We start from the raw sequence: 16457 nt of genomic DNA, 5'->3' as shown, positions 1-16457 counted from the left end.
TTTGTGCACCGGACCTTCCCCGTCATCGGGAAAGCCCTCGTTGGAGTCGGTCCCCATCAGGAAGTCTCCACCTGGTAGATAGATCATGTCAGAAGTGACGGGCTTGGTTGCACCACCGTGTGTAATTTGGACGCAACCTGATGACCCCTTCCGTCCCGGAGTGCAACACGAATGAGTTTGGAGGTTTCTCATTTGCAGATCCCCTCGTTTGAAATCATCAGGCACGTACTGGAGGTGAGCCAATCGAAATATCGTCTAGATATATGGCATGAGTTCCCGATCCGGTAATCCGCCCACCAGCACAAAGTGGTAGAGGCCCAAACTGCCTGCCCCAAGCACACCAATCTCATGGACACCATATGCGGATTTCTGGATGGTGACGGGCCCGGTGATGACTCTCTTGGCCACAACATGGTTCAGTTCATTCCACACGACTTCACTGTCAAATATCCGCCCACACGCAATCACATCGGGTACAGACAACACGTTCATCGTGTTGGTTAACCCGATACCCAGGGAGGCTCCGACTTCTTGGAATACCCCCCGGATTTCAGGTACATGTTCAAGTGCAATCAGGTCAGATATGTCCATGTCCCCGTTCGCGAAATATTGAGGATACAGCGATTGCACTTTTCGCCGGATGTTATCCGTACCCGCAAACAACTCCACGCATCCAACGCTTCCACACCAGCATTCATCAGAGTCCTGGCGAATGGAGATGTGCCCCACATTTACAGGACCAAACCGATAGGGAACACCATTGCTGATCAACCCAGCGCCCACACCCACATCGGCATACAGAAAAAGCATATTGTTCAACGGTTTCCCGAGACCCATGAGTTTTTCCGCCAGTGACATTCCCACTACATTGTTGTCCATCACCACACGCGCGCCCGTTCGTCTCTGAACTAATTCCACCAAAGGTACATTGGCCCAGCGCTCATCAGGGCGCCGATTCACAGTGCCAGAAAAGAAATCCACCCAGCCATTCACTCCCAAGGCGATTCCCAACACTTTCTCTGGGTTCACTGTCAGCTTGCGAACGAACGCCTCAATCAGCGCTATGGTCTCGTCGACAGACTGGTCTTCCGAGAGATGGTCTTCTCTTTGCAGGATCTCACCTTTCAAATTGATCACACTGCAGCTGAGAATCTTCCTCCCGATGTGAACGCCAATGACGTATCTGCCATCCGCGTTCACATCAATTAAGATCTCTCTCCTACCCACTCTACCGTGAGAAGCTACCCGATCCGTTTCAACGAGAATGCCGTCGGAGATGAGCTCGGATGTGATGTTGGAGATTGTCGCCGCAGCCAAATGGGTGATCTTCGAAATCGCCAAGCGACTGATTGGCCCGTACTGATAAACCGTTTTTAAAACCAAGTAGCGATTCAGGTGCTTTGTACGGTTTACATTCTGGCCAATCATCGCAAGGTTCACCTCTTGTCTGTGAAGGCAGCTCCCCGAGTGGTTCTACGCGAAACTCAATCGAGGCGGATACGGTCCTTCGAGCTGTCCATACATGTCTATCATGGCCTTCATCATTCGCAATACAACATCGGTGTAAGCCGGATCGTTGTATAAATTCACGAATTCGTGCGGATCCTCCTGCAAATCGTACAGCTCCCCTTCATTGCGGCCCAGAAAATAGTTGAGCTTGTACCGCTCGTCAACGATGGTCTTGACATAAAACGCAGGTTCGGCACGATTCTCGATCAAGCAATAGTTCCGCACGGATTCACGCGGGTTCATCCAGGTGTGAAGCTGGCTCATACCTTGGACACTAGGTACGTTCCCAATTTGGCACAAGTCACACAAGGTAGGTGCGAGATCGACCAGACTTTGCAAACTCTGACTCTGGACATTTTGCGGAATTTGCCCTGGCCAGCTTACGATAAACGGAACGCGTATCACGTCCTCGTAGTGAAGCGGGCCTTTTAACCACAGCCCGTGGTTACCCGCATAATCACCATGATCCGATGTGAAGATGACGACCGTATTTTCGGTCAGCCCGAGTCGATCAAGAGTCTGCATCAGTCGACCAATGTGATGATCAATCAGACTGATCATACCGTAATAGGCGGCCAGCCACCGTTTGGCGCGCGTTTCACCGATCTTGTCCGTCGTCGGCCCAAGACACTGTATGCCTTTCGTTGGATGGTTCGGATCGGCGGTGATTTCGACATCCATTTCATCCAGCCTGTCCTCAATGAGGCACTTGTGCAAAAGGGTCTTGTCGTCCATTTCACCGGGCCGCCGGATAAACTCGGGCAGATCCTCAATATCGTACATCTGGTCCCATGGTTCAGGTACCAAGAACGCGTTGTGGGGATCTTGAAAACTGCACCACACAAAGAATGGCTGATCCGTGTCGTGCTGCTCGAGGAACTCTATCGTTTGGTCAGCCGTCCACCTGGTATAGTGAAATTCCTCGGGGAGGTCCCACCTCCCCTCGCGATAGCCGCCATTCGGGCCGAAATACTTGTCAATATCGATGCCTTGATCCTCCAACCAGACGCCATAGTGCATGCCCGCAGAGGATATCTCGTCAGCGTGACCGTGGAGCATCTTGACCTTCTGAAAGCCGTAATACGGGCCATCCCAATGTCGCCAAAAATCTCTATCAAAAGTGTGCGGGCGCGCCTCAAAACTCCCCTCGGCCAGTACAGGCTGGAAGTGGGTCTTGCCGAACAGCGCCGTGCGATACCCCGCCGCGCTGAACGCATCGCTTATGCGCGGTCGGCCTTCATCTAATTTCACACCAATATTCCAGCATCCGTGCCGTGATGGATATTCACCTGTCAAGATAGAAGCTCGGCTTGGGGAACATACCGGATTGGTGACGTATGTCCTCCCAAAACTCACGCCACGTGCGGCTAAGGTGTCCAGATTCGGGGTCTTTATCACGGAGTTCCCCAATGCATGAATCGTGTTCGCGTGTTGTTGATCAGTCGTAATCAGCAGGACGTTTGGCCTCACTTGCGCCACTTCCATCTCTCCATTTCATCATTGCACCATGCGCACAGCACAGACAAAGCAACCCATCATTTGGAGATGTTCTTGTAGTATTTCTCATTCACAAACGTTGACGGATTAACCACCTTAGGCAGGGTTCCGCTCTGTACAAACTGCTCCTCCAAATTTTTCATCCACCCATCGACAGTCCCGTCGACCATGTAGGACCGAATTTGGGAGGAACTCAACCAATCCGTCGTGCCTGCTTGGGATTGCAGGGAAGCGGCTGGCGCGCCGGTGAAGGAAGCCGTCATTGAGACCGCCTGCTGGACATGGTTCATTCGCCAGTCATTCGCTTCGGCTAAAGCATTGACAAATTTTTGGACCAGGTCACTGTGGGACTTCTCAAAACTTGGGCTGGCTGTCCATACCTGCGGAAACGTAAATTCAGGCATGAATGTCCTGTCCGTCGCCAAGACCACTGTGTTCGGCATCTGCTTTTGTATCTCGGATGTGTAAGGATTCCATGTGGCCACAGCATCCACGTGCCCGGCCACAAAGCCGCTCACTTCACTGGACACATCCATATTCACGATTTTGACATCCGACGGGGTCAACCCTGCCTTTTTCAGGGCCAGGTTGAGGATCATCTCTCCTGACGTTCCTTTTGGCACACCGATGGTATGCCCCTTCAGGTCCGCCAGCGTCTTAATGCCTGACTTCGGATTCGCCAAAATCATGTCACCCACATTCAGGCTATCAATGGCAACAATGTCAGCTTTGCCTTCTGCGGCCAGGAAGATGGCGCCCGGCCCAATGTACGCGATATCAACTTGTCCTGCCGCCATCGCATCGATTTCGGGCGGCCCACTCGTGAATTTCACAGGCTGTACATCAATGCCCTGTTGCTTGAAGTACCCTTCCTTTTGAGCAATCGCCAGTGGAGCCGCCCCATGGATATCAGGCATGTACGCAACGCGAACGACAGGGAGCTTTCCAGATTCCTTTTCTTTCGAAGTTTGGGCGTTGGTTGAATTCTCACTGCTCGTGCCGCAACCAGCCAAAGCGACGACAGAAGCCAAAGAAATTGCACCAGCCAGCATCACACGTTTCATTGAAAATTCCCCCTTGAAATTGAAATTATTGAAATTAGTGATGATAGACGCTCATCCACACTTCGTTCTTCAACTGTGTAAAATTATCCAAGAGTTTGGTTTCCTGATTTCTCGGGTATGGTAAATCCACTCTTAACTCTCTCTTAATGCGTCCTGGATGGGTGTCCATCATGATGACGCGGTTGGCCAATATGACCGCTTCTTCCACGTCGTGCGTAATGAAGAAGACAGTCTTCTTCTCCTTTTCCCACGTTTTGAGAAGCTCTTCCTGCAATTGGCCGCGGGTTTGCGCATCCAGGGCCCCAAACGGCTCGTCCATGAGCAGGACCTCGGGATCGACCGCGTACGCCCTGGCGATGGCCACGCGTTGTTTCATGCCCCCGGACAGTTCCTTGGGATAGGCATCTTTAAACTTTGTGAGTCCAACTAGATCCAAATAATGAAGCGCTATTTCTGTTCTCTCACGTTTGGGTATCCCTTTGAGTTTTAATCCAAACTCCACATTTCCGAGAACAGTCTTCCACGGAAAGAGTGCGTATTGCTGAAAGATGACACCGCGACTGGGATGCGGACCATCGACAGGAATTCCTCTGTGCAAAACGGTTCCTCCGTCGGCCCTCTCCAACCCGCCAAGAATGTTCAGCAGGGTGGTCTTCCCGCATCCAGAAGGACCGACCACACAGATGAAGTCCCCCTCGTTAATCTCCAAATTCACGTTGTCTAAGACCACATGGGTTCCCTTACCGGTCGCAAATGCCTTCGTCACGTTCTCTACTTTGATGACATGTTGAGAGCCTATTTCAATGTCTCCTGCCACCTCGTCAGCCTCCTTTCCATCCAGAGAACGCCCCGGTCCATGAGAAACCCGATGATGCCAATGATGAAAATCCCCATGACAATGACGGAGACCTGGTAGTACAACCCAGCCTGCTCAATCATGCTGCCGAGCCCATGCTGACTCGCGATAAGTTCTGCAGCCACCAAAGTGCTCCAAGCGCTCGCGAGACCCAGCCGGACGCCGACGAGAATGTATGGAAAGGAGGCGGGGATGACCACATCCCAAAACAGATTGAAGTCATTGGCCCCAAGCACTCTGGCCGCCTTCAACAGAGTGGTGTCCACGTTCTTCACGCCCTGATAGACGGAAATCACGATGGTTAAAAATGCGGCGGTCCAAATGACGAATATCTTCGCCGATTCACCGATGCCGAAAATAATCACGACCATTGGAATCAACGCTATGGGAGGCACGGTTCTAAAAAACTGGATCCAAGGTTCAAGCAATCCCTGGGCCCATCGGTACCACCCCATCAAGAACCCGATGGGAACCGCAAGAACCAACGCTATGGCAAAGCCAATGCCTACCCGCATCAAACTCATGCCGATGTTCGTCCCCAGCCCCGCATGAAGTTGCTGGGGAACCGCCTGCAGCACCGCTATGGGTGTCGGCAACACCTTACTGAACGCAGGGATGAGTGCGAGTACCCACCACAAGGCAATTCCGCCGACAATTGAAATCGCAGGGTAAACCCTTCGCAATCGTTCTCACCGCCCATACACTGTCTTCACGAGATTCCCAATCAGGGGTCAATGGAAGGCTTGCGATCCGGCAAAACAAAATCCATCACGCGGCGGTGCTTCTCATAGGCCTCCATCGCTTGCTGGCCGTAGAGTTGAATTCCCGGCGGGCCGTACAGCGCGTTCACCTTCATGGGATCCGTCTCGCCGGCGACGCGCGATTCCCAATCCGTCAAGTAATCCATTAACTCCTTCACCACACCCCTGTGCTCATGCACCACGGAGTGCTGTTCGAATACATCATGCTTCCGGTCAAAAAGTTGCACATTAGGGATATCCCATTGACCTGGATGATAGGTCCGGATTAATTTCCAATTTTCCGTTATGACAGCTCGTTGAGCCGTGTACAACCCATGTCCGCACACCAGGTGCGTTCGGCTGTCCCCGGAAAGCAGAGATTTCGCATCCCATTTCTCGGGAACGCGGACGCCAAACAAATCCAGTATTGTTGCGGACAAATCCATCTGGTAGACCAAGTCGTGCCTGACTCCCGATTGCTGCAAAGCTTTCGGAAGACGCACGATCAGCGGAACACGGTTTGTGCCATCATAGACACTCCAGTGCTCAATGTAGACCCCATGCTCGCCAAGTTCCTCACCATGATCGGCGGAAATGATGATGGCCGTGTCCTCGCTTATCCCTAACGAATCGAGTTTCTTCAGGACCTGACCGATGTGATAATCAACATATCGAATCTCAGCATCGTACAGGTCCACCATATGCTTGTACGTCTCGTAGGAATCAATCCCCATCATGCCGGCCGAATGCCAAAACACATCGTTCCGATGATTGTGAACCTGGTCCTTGGTCGGGTATTCTGGATAATCGTCCGATTTTACTGCGTCCACGCAGGACTCCGGCGGATTGTACACACTGTGGACGTCCCAGTACTGTACCCAGAGAAAGAAGTCGTCCTTTGCATGGTCATCCAGCCAATCCAGGGCGATCTCGTTGATCTTCCAAGCCGGAGTGGCCTGAAAGTGCCAACCTTTTGGATCGTAAAAATTTTCCCATCCGACATAAAACCACGGAGAAGGATGTCTTCCAAAGGTAGAGACGGCGGCCGTCGTCACCCCTGCGGCGCGCAGAATGTTGGGTAAGGTATCGACCTTCAGATCCATCGTCTCACCGCGTGGTCCGTGAGTCACAATGCCTGTTCTCGCGCCAAACCGTCCACTTATCGTGGCAGCTCTGGAAGGCATGCAAGGACTGTCTGACGCAAAGCAGTTTTGAAACACAATCCCGTCCCGAGCAACTTGATCAATATTGGGAGATGTCGGACGTTTATAGCCGTACACACCAAGATGATCAGGACGAAGGCTATCGATGTCGAAATAGATAACTTTCAAGTATCACCTCAACCCCTTTTCTATTTAATTAATACACTTGATAAATTAATGATTGCACAGAATGATAACGTTGTCAATATGGTTGGTTGGGGGCTGAATTGAGCTCTCGGAAGGTCATTGTTTGTGGACATGGAGGATTCAGTCACATCGGGCTGGATGGATAGAAGGCGGTGTACACCTCGTGGTGTGACACCGCCCCGAAGTAGACATGAAGTTCATCCCTGCAGCGATTGGCCAGAGTCAGACTGCGGAATCAAGCGAGACTCGTTTACGTCTTCCAGGGATCTACCCGAGGTGCGTGGCCCGAGAGAGCCGATGTCAATCATGATGATGACCATAGCGCAAGCCACCACGGTAAACATCGCGGTCGCACCATGCGTATTAAGCACCGGGAGCAGAACGAATGGCATCAGTCCACTCATCAGACGGCTGAGACTGTATGCGGAGCCGGCGGCTGTTGCGCGGATAGCGGTTGGATAGATCTCCGCTTGAAAGATATGATAAGCGTTCGAGAATATGTTGCTCGACAGCGTGTACAAGAACCCGAACAGGATAATCAGAGTTGGCGCCGTGGACATACCGAATAGAATGCCAAACACAGCCATGCAGAATGCCGCTCCCACGATGAGCCACTTTCGCTGCACGCGTTCAATGATGGGCAGTGACAGTAATGAACCGATAGGATACCCTAAGAACGAAATGGTCACATATGTGAGCGAACTGGTAACCGTCACCCCCTTGCTGGCGAGGATAAGCGGTACCAACGTCCCGAATCCATAATAGCCGAGGGTCTGCAGGATCTGGAAGATCCACAACATGACGGTGCGCTTCGCGAAGACTGGGCTGAAGAGGGTCGACAGCGGCAGCTTGCTTGGCCCCCTTGACGCCACGGACTCGCTCTCCAGTGTCCATGAGTGACCGACCGATGCTTCTAGTTCGGCCACGATGGTCTTTGCCTCTTCCACACGCCCAACAGACTCTAGCCACCGTGGGGACTCCGGCAGATATCGCTGTAACATCCAGACGATGAAGGCAGCAACGGACCCGATGATGAACAGCCAGCGCCAACCAGCCATCAGGAAGTGGGTCGGAACCAGCCACCGAGCTAAGAACCCTTCGACGGGCGTGGAACAGAATTGCAAGGTGTAAGCCCACGCCATCATACGTCCACGATGCTGGGCTGGGAGCATCTCACTCAGGTACGTGTCGGCCAAAGGCGGTAGCCCGCCGATACCCAGACCGGCGAGGAAACGCACTACGATAAGAAATGTTACACTTGAACTGAATGCACCGACGAAAGTGAACAGGGAGTAAACAAACAACACAAAGAAAATGGCCCGGCGCCGGCCGATTTTATCCGCCAGCCCGTTCAGACAGACGGCACCGATAAACATCCCGAGGAACGCGGATCCCAACAGCAACGGTTGCACAGCCCGACTGACATGAAACTGCTCGGTGAGCACCGTGCCCAGGACGCCAGCGAGATACACGTCGAAAAGCTCGAAGAATAGACTGAGACCGATGATGACCGTAATCTTTCGATGCAAGCTGCCGACCGGCATTTGATTGAGTCGTGTTACGATAGCGGCGTCAGTCATGGACATATCCCCCCTTCGCAGGCCGGTTATCCTCACGGTTTCAGTTTCGGCACTACGCGAAGCATTCCCACCCTCTCCCCGCGGTCCCCCTGGACGCCTAGGATCATGTCTCCAGCTCGGTATTGTGGATCCACAGCGATGTCGGCCACATTCATGACTGGACCAGCCGGGACTCATATTCGGTTAGAATCTTCAGTAACTATGAAAGATTATACGGCCGCGTCCATCCTGTGATGATATCGTCCATGACAAAACGAGACAGCGCGGCTCCTCGCACTGCCTCGTCTCGGTTTCGTCGATTCCCGTTCACAACAACAATGTCATCGGCTCCGCCAAGTACCGCTTCACACTCGCCAGAAACTCAGCCGCCGGTGCACCGTCCAGCGCACGATGATCAAACGTGAGGCTCAGTGGCAGCAGGGCGCGCGGCTGCCATTCTCCGCTGACATACTTGGCGCTGTCCTGCACTGCGCCGACGCCGAGGATGCCAATCTCTGGTGGGTTGAGAATTGGGGTGAAAAATTCGACGCCATACCCGCCGAGATTCGTGATGGTGAATGTCGATCCTCCCGTTTCTGCGGCCTCGAGCTTGCCGGAGCGGGCCCGGCGGCTGATGGACTTGATGGCCTTGGCCAACTCGATGAACGACAACTTGTCAGCGTCACGAACCACGGGCACCAACAGGCCGGCATCGAGCGCCACTGCGACGCCGAGGTGTACGACGGTATACGAACGAATCCCTTCCTCCGTGACGTGGCCGTTGACGGCGGGATGGTCCTTCAACGCCAGCACCGCAGCGCGCGCGACGAGATCGGTTAGCGTACACTTCATGTCGTACCTATCGCGCACCCAATCCGCGTGCTTCTTCAACATAGCAACCGCGTCCGTCACATCTGCGGTCATGGTAAGGGTCAACTGTGCAGACTGGCGCAAGCTCTGCATCATTCGCGTGGCGATGGCACGACGCATACCTGTCATCGGAACTGCGACTGATTCCGCTTCCGTGCGCGGGTCAGAAGGCGACTTCACCGCGTCGCCGTCGATACCCAACCCCATCGCCGCTTTCGTATCGGTAATACGTTCTTGGGCAAATGGTTCTTGTGCCGATCCGCTCGTCTCCACCGACCTTGCATCCACAGAGCGTCCCTTGTCCCTGCTTGCTGCCGCTCGTTCGACATCCTCCTTCGTGATCCGCCCGCCGGGTCCGGTTCCCTCCAGCTGGTGGATGTCGACACCCAAGTCCCGCGCGAGTTTCCGTGCTGCCGGGGAGACCTTCCGTGGCTGATTGGCGGGGCGCGGAGGGCTTGGATTCTCTGCGATTTGGGCCGCCCCCGCGTCCGCCCTCGAGACCGACGTCGCTGACCCCGAACCCACCGAAGACGCCATGCCAATGGCACCTCGACCACTGCCCGCCCCGACTGCTACACGCTCGCTGACCTGACCGACATACCCAATCACCGTACCGCACGGGACGACGCCCTCATCCGGGACCAGGATGTCCAGCAGCACGCCGTCTTCCGGCGCTTCCACCTCATACTCAATCTTTTCAGAGCGGATTTCGACCAAGCATTCTCCCTTTTGTACAGAATCGCCGACTTGCTTTCGCCACGCGACCACGGTCCCTTCTTCCATTCCCATTCCCAATTTGGGCATGATGACTTCCACGGACATCCTGCATCCCTCCTTCCGAAACCTACTGAGACGGCGAGGCGCTCCATGACCGCCCAGTCGGATTGCCCACTTGGCCCCCACTCTGAGGCGCCTACCTCTTCCCGCCCCGCCGAATCACCCTCAAGACACAGCTGCAGCGATGGAACTGTCCCCAAGGAGTTCAGCGACGGTCTGGATGACTTTTGTCGGCGTCGGCAGGTACAAGTCTTCGAGGACGGGCGAGAATGGCACTGGGGTGTGGGGACCGGTAATCCGCTTAATGGGAGCGTCCAGACTGTCGAACCCTTTGTCGGCGACCAGCGCTGCGATGTCCGCGGCCACGCCGCAGCGGGCGGTGGCTTCGTCAATGACGATGAGGCGATTGGTCTTGGCGACGGACGCGAGGATGGTGTCCTCGTCGAGCGGGGATAGGCTGCGGGGATCGACGACTTCCACGTCGATGCCCTGCGTGGCCAGGGTGTCTGCGGCGGCGAGCGCGGTATGCACCTGTTTGCCGATGGCGACGATGGTCAGGTCCCGCCCTGCGCGCTTGATGTCCGCCTTACCGAGTGGAATCCGGTAGTCCCCCTCCGGCACCTCACCCTTGACGTTGTAGAGGGTCTTGTCCTCGAAGAACACGACCGGGTCGTTATCGGCGATGGACGTGAGCAAGAGCCCCTTGGCGTCGGCAGGTGTCGACGGGACGACCACCTTGAGGCCTGGAATGTGCGTGAATAGTGCATACAGGCTCTGCGAGTGCTGGGCGGCCGCGCGGAATCCGGCGCCGTGCATGGTGCGGATGGTCAGCGGCACTTCGGCTTTGCCGCCGAACATGTAGCGGAGCTTGGCCGCCTGGTTCATCAGCTGATCCAGACAGCTGCCGATGAAGTCGTTGAACATCAGTTCGGCCACCGGCCGAAGTCCCGTCGCAGCCGCACCGACCGCGGCGCCGATGTATCCGGCCTCGCTGATGGGAGTATCTAGCACTCGATCCCGTCCGAACTGCTGCACCAGTCCCTTGGTCACCCCGAGGACTCCGCCCCACGCCTCGTCGTCCTGCAGGTGATCCACCTGGGCGCCACCCACCACATCTTCCCCCATGAGAATCACATTTTCATCCGCCGCCATGGCGATGGTCAGCGCTTCGTTGATGGCTTCCGAAAAACTGATGGATCGTGCCATACGAATCCCTCCATCCTTCGTTCAATAGGAGACGTAGACGTCGTCAAAAAGATCGGTGGGCGACGGGAACGGACTCTCTTCCGCGAACTGAATCGCCTGCTCGACGGCCGCGCGGGCCTCTTCTTCGAGGCGGGACAAGTCCTCCCCGCTCGCAAGCCCACCGTCCAGCAGGTAGCTACGAAAGCGCACAATGGCATCCAGTTCTTCCAGGTGGCGCTTGCGCTCCTCCTTGGCTTTGTACGTCTGGGCATCGCCCTCAAAGTGGCCGTAGTTCCGGTAAGTGATGCACTCGATGAGCGTCGGGCCCTCGCCGCTTCTCGCCCGCCGCACCGCCTCTTCCGCCGCCTGATAGACCGCGACGACGTCCTTGCCGTCGACGACGACACCCGGAATGTCATACGCCGCCGCTCTGTCGGCGATGCGCCGGCAGCTGGATGCGTACGTGAAGGGGGTGGCCTCGGCGTAGCCGTTGTTCTCCGCCACAAAGATGACGGGAAGCTTCCAGATGGCCGCCAGGTTCAACCCTTCGTGGAAGGTGCCCTGGTTGTTGGCCCCGTCGCCGAAGAAACAAACGGCGACCTGGTTCGTCCCCTTACGCTTAGCCGTCAGTGCCGCCCCGCAGGCGAGCGGAAAACCGCCACCGACGATTCCGTTCGCACCCAGCATCCCTTTGGTCAGATCGGCAATGTGCATCGATCCGCCCTTGCCCTTGCACAACCCGGTGGCCTTGCCGTAGATCTCGGCCATCATGCCATCGAGATCGCATCCCTTGGCGATGCAGTGACCGTGCCCGCGGTGCGTGCTGGTGATGCTGTCCGCCTCCGACAGGTGCGCGCAGACGCCAACGGCGACCGCCTCCTCGCCGGCGTACAGATGAACAAAGCCAGGCAGTTTGCCTTTGGCGAACAAATCGTGCACCGCATCCTCGAACCGGCGAATCTCGACCATCTTGCGATACATCCAGAGGGCCTTTTCGTGCGTCAGTACGGGTTGCGCCGTTTGCACCATACCCATGATTCCTTCTCCTCCTCCTTGGTGATGTCCGATTGGCTGGTTATTCACCGTGATGCACCGTCTTTCCGAAAGCGCTTCCCACCTCCTGCTGCCTTACTTATTCAGCAAAGTTTATGCCAATGCCCAGTGAAGCTGACTTCCCGGTCCACTGAGGCCATGACGAGTGCTGCCGAGTCCGTACGGACAGAAAAAAACGAGACAAAATGAGACGTCCGTCCCACTCTGTCTCGTTTTGTCTCATTCCATCTCAATCACAGGCCAAACTTCCGCATCCTGCGATAAAACGTGCTGCGCGGCATGTTCAACAGCCATGCGGCCTTGGTGACATTGCCTCCCGACTGCTCGAGGGCGCGCATCATGGCCGTTTTCTGAACGCGCTGACGGTACGACAGCCCTTCGTCCTCTCGTTCCCCGATGGGATTCCGATCCGTCCGTGCGACGCCGCCCTGCTCCATGTCTCGGAGGAATGGAGGCAAATGAGCGACATTGGGAACTCCGGATCCAGCCCGGATGCGAATCTGTTCCAGGACGTTCAACAACTCCCGGACGTTTCCGGGCCAATCGTACGCGGTCAGTCGCTGCAGAATTTCCTCTGGCATCTTGACGTACCAGTCATGGCGCCTGCAGTAGTACCGGACCAGTTGAGGAATGTCTTCCTTTCGGTCCCGCAGGGGTGGAACGGTCAGTGGATACACGCAGATGCGGTAGTAGAGATCCTCACGAAACCGCCCCGCCTTCACCAGGTCCCAGAGGTTCCGGTTGCTCGCGCTGACCAGCCGAAAGTCGACGCGCTCTGCCTTGGTCCCTCCAATCGGTGTGACCTCCCGTTCCTGCAATGCCCGGAGCAGGGCCACCTGCAGGGTATTTGGCATCGCCTCCACCTCGTCGAGGAACAGCGTTCCCCCATGCGCCTGTGCCAGCTTGCCCTTGTAACCCCCTTTGCGCGCTCCGGTGAACGCCCCCTCCACGTAACCGAACAGTTCACTCTCAATCAGATTGTCCGGCACAGCCCCGCAGTTCACTGCGACAAACGGCCCTCGGCGCCACGGACTGTTGTCATGGATGGCTCGGGCGATGAGCTCCTTCCCCGTACCACTCTCCCCCGAGATGTAAACAGACGTATCCGTCCCGGCCACGCGACGAACCTCATGAAGGACCTCGGCAAACGCTGCACTCACACCCGTCTCACCTGCAAAACGCAGTCCATCCCATGAAAACGCCCGCCGACTGTCCTCTGCGTCCGGTAAAACGCTTACACGATAACCGACAGGATTTTCCCCATGCGCTCTCCCTGAAGCGTAAATGGGTTCGCTGTGTTGAATGACGAAGCCTTCATTCAAGAATTCATCCAGCGGAACGCGGAACCAGTGCCGACCGATGACCTCCAGGTCTGGACTCATGTGCACAATGCGCCGGCGAGCATCCGTCACCACCGTTTGGGTGACGGCGGATTTCACCAGCAGTCGGTGGGATTTCTCGAGGAGTTCGGACAGCATCTCCTGCTCGTGCATTCGCCACGCTTGTTCAATGGCGTACGCGGTGAGCGTCACCTGCGCGAGGGTGTCCAGCTTGGCGCTGTGCGCGAATCCGGAGACGTCGATGACGCCCAACAGCTGCCCGTCCGTATCGCGAATCGGTGCGGCCGTGCAACTCCAGTCCTGCGACGCCACGGCGTAATGTTCGAGACCCACTAGCATCATCGGCTGCCCGACGATGAGCGCCGTGCCAATGGCATTCGTGCCCACTTCGCTCTCCGTCCAGCGCGCTCCTTCGACGAAATTGATCTCACGCGCCTTCACCAGAATGCCTCCGTCTCCCACCACCGATAACACGTATCCCTCCGCATCAATCAACAGAACCATCACACCGGCACCACGGAAGCTCCGATAGAGTGACTGGAGATGCGGGGCAGCCACGCTCTGCAACGCGGCGGCCTGCTGTTTCCTTTGCAGCAGCGCCTCCCCCGTCAAGATTTTCCGTCCTCGCCCGTCGTATGGGTTCACCCCACTCTGCCGGCACCTCATCCAAGACTCCGCAATGCTCTTGCTGACCCGATACGAATCCAATACACCTTCTTCGACAAATCGCCTCCAGATACGCTTCGATAAGAATGGGCCACTCACACTTCATCCCCCACTCTCGTGTTTCAGACGTCCCCCTGCTCGACGAGACACGAAGGATAAAGTCACACCCAGAAGTTTGCTTACGAGCATAACTATTCGGTAAACGGTGTCTAGCTTCCTCCGAACGCACACACAGCGACGTTGAATTATCCATATGATCCATATGAATGAAGCCGATCTTTTGGAGTTTCGCGTTAGAGTCTGAAATAGTGGTTAGTGATGTAAATGCCGGCGTCCACAATTGACGACAAAAATATCGACGCTCTGCGTGAACTCATGAGGACTTTCACGCAGGCGATATCAGGGGTGCTGACGGGGGCTGTGTGGCAGCGGTGCAAGGTGCATACCACCCGGAATATACTCAGCCAGGTACCTAAGAAGCAGCAGTCGATGGTGGCGGCGATCACCCGGACCCTTTTAGTACGACCCTCTTAGGAGACGGCCAGGGCGCAATTGCGGAATATGGTGAAGCGACTGCAGGACAAGTTCCCGAAGGCCATGCAGATCCTGCAGGAAGGCGGAGGTGACGTGCGGAAATGCCCCACACAACCTTGGCTTTGTCCCCTAACTGCTCAAATTCGGTCGGGCTGCGTCAAGAGGCGTCCGACCGGACGAGCGCAAGGGCCCTTGCCGGAGTGACGGCGGTCGATACCCTTCCCCGTGGGGACAAAGCGATTACGTCACACTCTGGGCACAAGCAGTGAATTTTCACCACATGTCGGAACACTGCCCGTCCCCATTTCGAGTTACAACGAAATATCGCACATCTTAACGGGATATACTTTTAACAAAAAGACGCACAGTAATTTGATCATCGCGATACAAAATCATGTTACTATGGAGGGGAGACCGTGGACGGAAAGGAGCCCATCTGCATGAGTGCCACGTTTGCCAAAGACGAGATGCTTCAGGCAAACCAGTTCCGCTCTATTTCACAAAAAGCCCTGCAAGAGCAACTGCGAACGCATGAAAAAATCGGGGTACTGTTTAATAACGTGGGTCTGGATGCCGTGATGATGTCGTACAAGCGATATGAGGCCATCGTCAAACGCATGAATGAGCTGGAGGAAATGGTGGAGAAGCTGGAGGACATGGTTGAAAACATGAAATTGATGCAGGAATTTGGCCGCAGGTTCAATGCGTCCAGAGAAGAATGGATTGAACATCCCGAGGGTATGTCCACTCTGGAGATGTATCGGCAGCGTCAGAAAGAACGAACTGGCCAATGAATCGAATTGATCATCAGGCGTTTTTCGATACCGATTTACCTCGCATCGAAGAGGAAATGGGAGACGATGCGAAGTTCGCTGAGTTCCTGGAATGCTTGGATAAAGCGATCGACGAGATCATGAGAGACCCTGCCAATGAGGGGGCACCGCTGCAGAGGCCGCCTCTGGCACCTACATATCGAAAGAAGAAATTCCATTCGGTGCGCCGACCACCACGAGGGCAGAAAGCAGATATGCGTTTGGTGTATCGATGCGACCTCACTGCAAACACGCTTTACGTGTTCGGTGTTGGAAAACGGCGTCCTTACCAAGACAATGACATCTACGCGCTACTCAACCCACGCAGTCCGATATAAGTTGGAGAGGGCTGTCATGTCTAATATTGAACGTTTGATTACTAAAATCCGGCAAGGAAGAGTAATCCTTTGGGCTGGGGCAGGGTTCTCACGATATGCGGGAATTCCGACGGGGTGCGAATTGGTTGATTTGTTAATCGGGGCTACGGTATCCAGTCAACGTGAAGCATTTCGTGACGCAGTCCACACGTTGCCTGACGCTGCAGAACGGTTTGTCGATATGCAGCACGGATCAATGACTGAACTTATACGCATCCTAGAAAAGGCGATCAACATCGCACCGAAGAACATGAAATACCACTCCTTAC

The 16457-nt window shown here is 55.3% G+C and carries 13 protein-coding genes and 2 pseudogenes; 4 read left to right on the top strand and 11 right to left on the bottom strand.

Annotated features, from left to right (window positions below):
• Nucleotides 1-255: 255 nt before the first annotated feature.
• The 11 genes from ASH01S_RS15945 to ASH01S_RS15895 all read right to left on the bottom strand — a co-directional run bounded on the left by ASH01S_RS15945 (nucleotide 256) and on the right by ASH01S_RS15895 (nucleotide 14564).
• A complete protein-coding gene (locus ASH01S_RS15945; protein WP_067929437.1) occupies nucleotides 256-1428 on the bottom strand; it encodes an ROK family protein in 1173 nt (390 codons plus the stop codon).
• A 45-nt stretch (nucleotides 1429-1473) separates the two neighbouring features.
• On the bottom strand, nucleotides 1474-2994 hold the full coding sequence (locus ASH01S_RS15940; protein ID WP_083517271.1) for a sulfatase family protein: 1521 nt from the start codon (nucleotides 2992-2994) through the stop codon (nucleotides 1474-1476).
• 50 nt (nucleotides 2995-3044) lie between these two features.
• Nucleotides 3045-4070 carry an ABC transporter substrate-binding protein gene (locus tag ASH01S_RS15935; RefSeq protein WP_067929435.1) on the bottom strand — a complete coding sequence of 342 codons (1026 nt, stop codon included), beginning with the start codon at nucleotides 4068-4070 and terminating at the stop codon, nucleotides 3045-3047.
• Nucleotides 4071-4104: 34 nt separating this feature from the next.
• Entirely contained in the window at nucleotides 4105-4887 is a 783-nt protein-coding gene (locus tag ASH01S_RS15930; protein WP_245629121.1) for an ABC transporter ATP-binding protein, read from the bottom strand.
• Nucleotides 4866-5564: an ABC transporter permease gene (locus ASH01S_RS15925; protein ID WP_217996346.1), complete on the bottom strand. Its 699-nt coding sequence runs from the start codon at nucleotides 5562-5564 to the stop codon at nucleotides 4866-4868. The genes ASH01S_RS15930 and ASH01S_RS15925 overlap by 22 nt, the downstream gene beginning before the upstream one ends.
• 86 nt (nucleotides 5565-5650) lie before the next feature.
• Nucleotides 5651-6997 (bottom strand): sulfatase family protein, encoded by a 1347-nt coding sequence (locus ASH01S_RS15920; RefSeq protein WP_083517270.1) that lies wholly within the window; start codon nucleotides 6995-6997, stop codon nucleotides 5651-5653.
• A gap of 215 nt (nucleotides 6998-7212) precedes the next feature.
• The gene (locus ASH01S_RS15915) at nucleotides 7213-8595 is read right to left on the bottom strand and encodes an MFS transporter (protein WP_067929431.1); all 1383 of its coding nucleotides are present in this window, start codon (nucleotides 8593-8595) and stop codon (nucleotides 7213-7215) included.
• Between the two features lie 306 nt (nucleotides 8596-8901).
• Complete coding sequence (locus ASH01S_RS15910) at nucleotides 8902-10266, bottom strand: dihydrolipoamide acetyltransferase family protein (RefSeq protein ID WP_067929430.1); 1365 nt, start codon at nucleotides 10264-10266, stop codon at nucleotides 8902-8904.
• 120 nt (nucleotides 10267-10386) lie between these two features.
• Nucleotides 10387-11427 carry an alpha-ketoacid dehydrogenase subunit beta gene (locus tag ASH01S_RS15905; protein WP_067929429.1) on the bottom strand — a complete coding sequence of 347 codons (1041 nt, stop codon included), beginning with the start codon at nucleotides 11425-11427 and terminating at the stop codon, nucleotides 10387-10389.
• Between the two features lie 21 nt (nucleotides 11428-11448).
• Nucleotides 11449-12435 carry a thiamine pyrophosphate-dependent dehydrogenase E1 component subunit alpha gene (locus ASH01S_RS15900; protein ID WP_373278590.1) on the bottom strand — a complete coding sequence of 329 codons (987 nt, stop codon included), beginning with the start codon at nucleotides 12433-12435 and terminating at the stop codon, nucleotides 11449-11451.
• Nucleotides 12436-12692: 257 nt separating this feature from the next.
• Entirely contained in the window at nucleotides 12693-14564 is a 1872-nt protein-coding gene (locus ASH01S_RS15895) for a sigma-54-dependent Fis family transcriptional regulator (protein ID WP_067929427.1), read from the bottom strand.
• Between the two features lie 291 nt (nucleotides 14565-14855).
• On the opposite strand from ASH01S_RS15895, the pseudogene ASH01S_RS19860 reads away from it, so the two are divergent.
• The 4 genes and pseudogenes from ASH01S_RS19860 to ASH01S_RS19065 form a co-directional block, all read left to right on the top strand.
• Nucleotides 14856-15095 (top strand): annotated as a pseudogene (locus ASH01S_RS19860) (transposase); the annotation flags it as partial.
• A 344-nt stretch (nucleotides 15096-15439) separates the two neighbouring features.
• Nucleotides 15440-15793 (top strand): hypothetical protein, encoded by a 354-nt coding sequence (locus tag ASH01S_RS15885; protein WP_157067185.1) that lies wholly within the window; start codon nucleotides 15440-15442, stop codon nucleotides 15791-15793.
• Nucleotides 15790-16149, top strand: a complete 360-nt coding sequence (locus tag ASH01S_RS15880; RefSeq protein ID WP_067929424.1) for a hypothetical protein — start codon at nucleotides 15790-15792, stop codon at nucleotides 16147-16149. The genes ASH01S_RS15885 and ASH01S_RS15880 overlap by 4 nt, the downstream gene beginning before the upstream one ends.
• A gap of 16 nt (nucleotides 16150-16165) precedes the next feature.
• Nucleotides 16166-16457 (top strand): annotated as a pseudogene (locus ASH01S_RS19065) (SIR2 family NAD-dependent protein deacylase); the annotation flags it as partial.

The organism is Alicyclobacillus shizuokensis NBRC 103103, from assembly GCF_001552255.1.
Taxonomy (GTDB): domain Bacteria; phylum Bacillota; class Bacilli; order Alicyclobacillales; family Alicyclobacillaceae; genus Alicyclobacillus_G; species Alicyclobacillus_G shizuokensis.
Note: the sequence above shows the minus strand (reverse complement) of the source record. Positions and strands in the feature narration are given on the sequence as shown.

Coding starts and splice junctions, on each gene's coding strand:
- ASH01S_RS15900 (WP_373278590.1), bottom strand. CDS start 12,435: ATGGTGCAAACGGCGCAACCCGTACTGACGCACGAAAAGGCCCTCTGG.
- ASH01S_RS15880 (WP_067929424.1), top strand. CDS start 15,790: ATGAATCGAATTGATCATCAGGCGTTTTTCGATACCGATTTACCTCGC.
- ASH01S_RS15935 (WP_067929435.1), bottom strand. CDS start 4,070: ATGAAACGTGTGATGCTGGCTGGTGCAATTTCTTTGGCTTCTGTCGTC.
- ASH01S_RS15885 (WP_157067185.1), top strand. CDS start 15,440: ATGAGTGCCACGTTTGCCAAAGACGAGATGCTTCAGGCAAACCAGTTC.
- ASH01S_RS15940 (WP_083517271.1), bottom strand. CDS start 2,994: ATGGAAGTGGCGCAAGTGAGGCCAAACGTCCTGCTGATTACGACTGAT.
- ASH01S_RS15910 (WP_067929430.1), bottom strand. CDS start 10,266: ATGTCCGTGGAAGTCATCATGCCCAAATTGGGAATGGGAATGGAAGAA.
- ASH01S_RS15915 (WP_067929431.1), bottom strand. CDS start 8,595: ATGACTGACGCCGCTATCGTAACACGACTCAATCAAATGCCGGTCGGC.
- ASH01S_RS15945 (WP_067929437.1), bottom strand. CDS start 1,428: ATGATTGGCCAGAATGTAAACCGTACAAAGCACCTGAATCGCTACTTG.
- ASH01S_RS15905 (WP_067929429.1), bottom strand. CDS start 11,427: ATGGCACGATCCATCAGTTTTTCGGAAGCCATCAACGAAGCGCTGACC.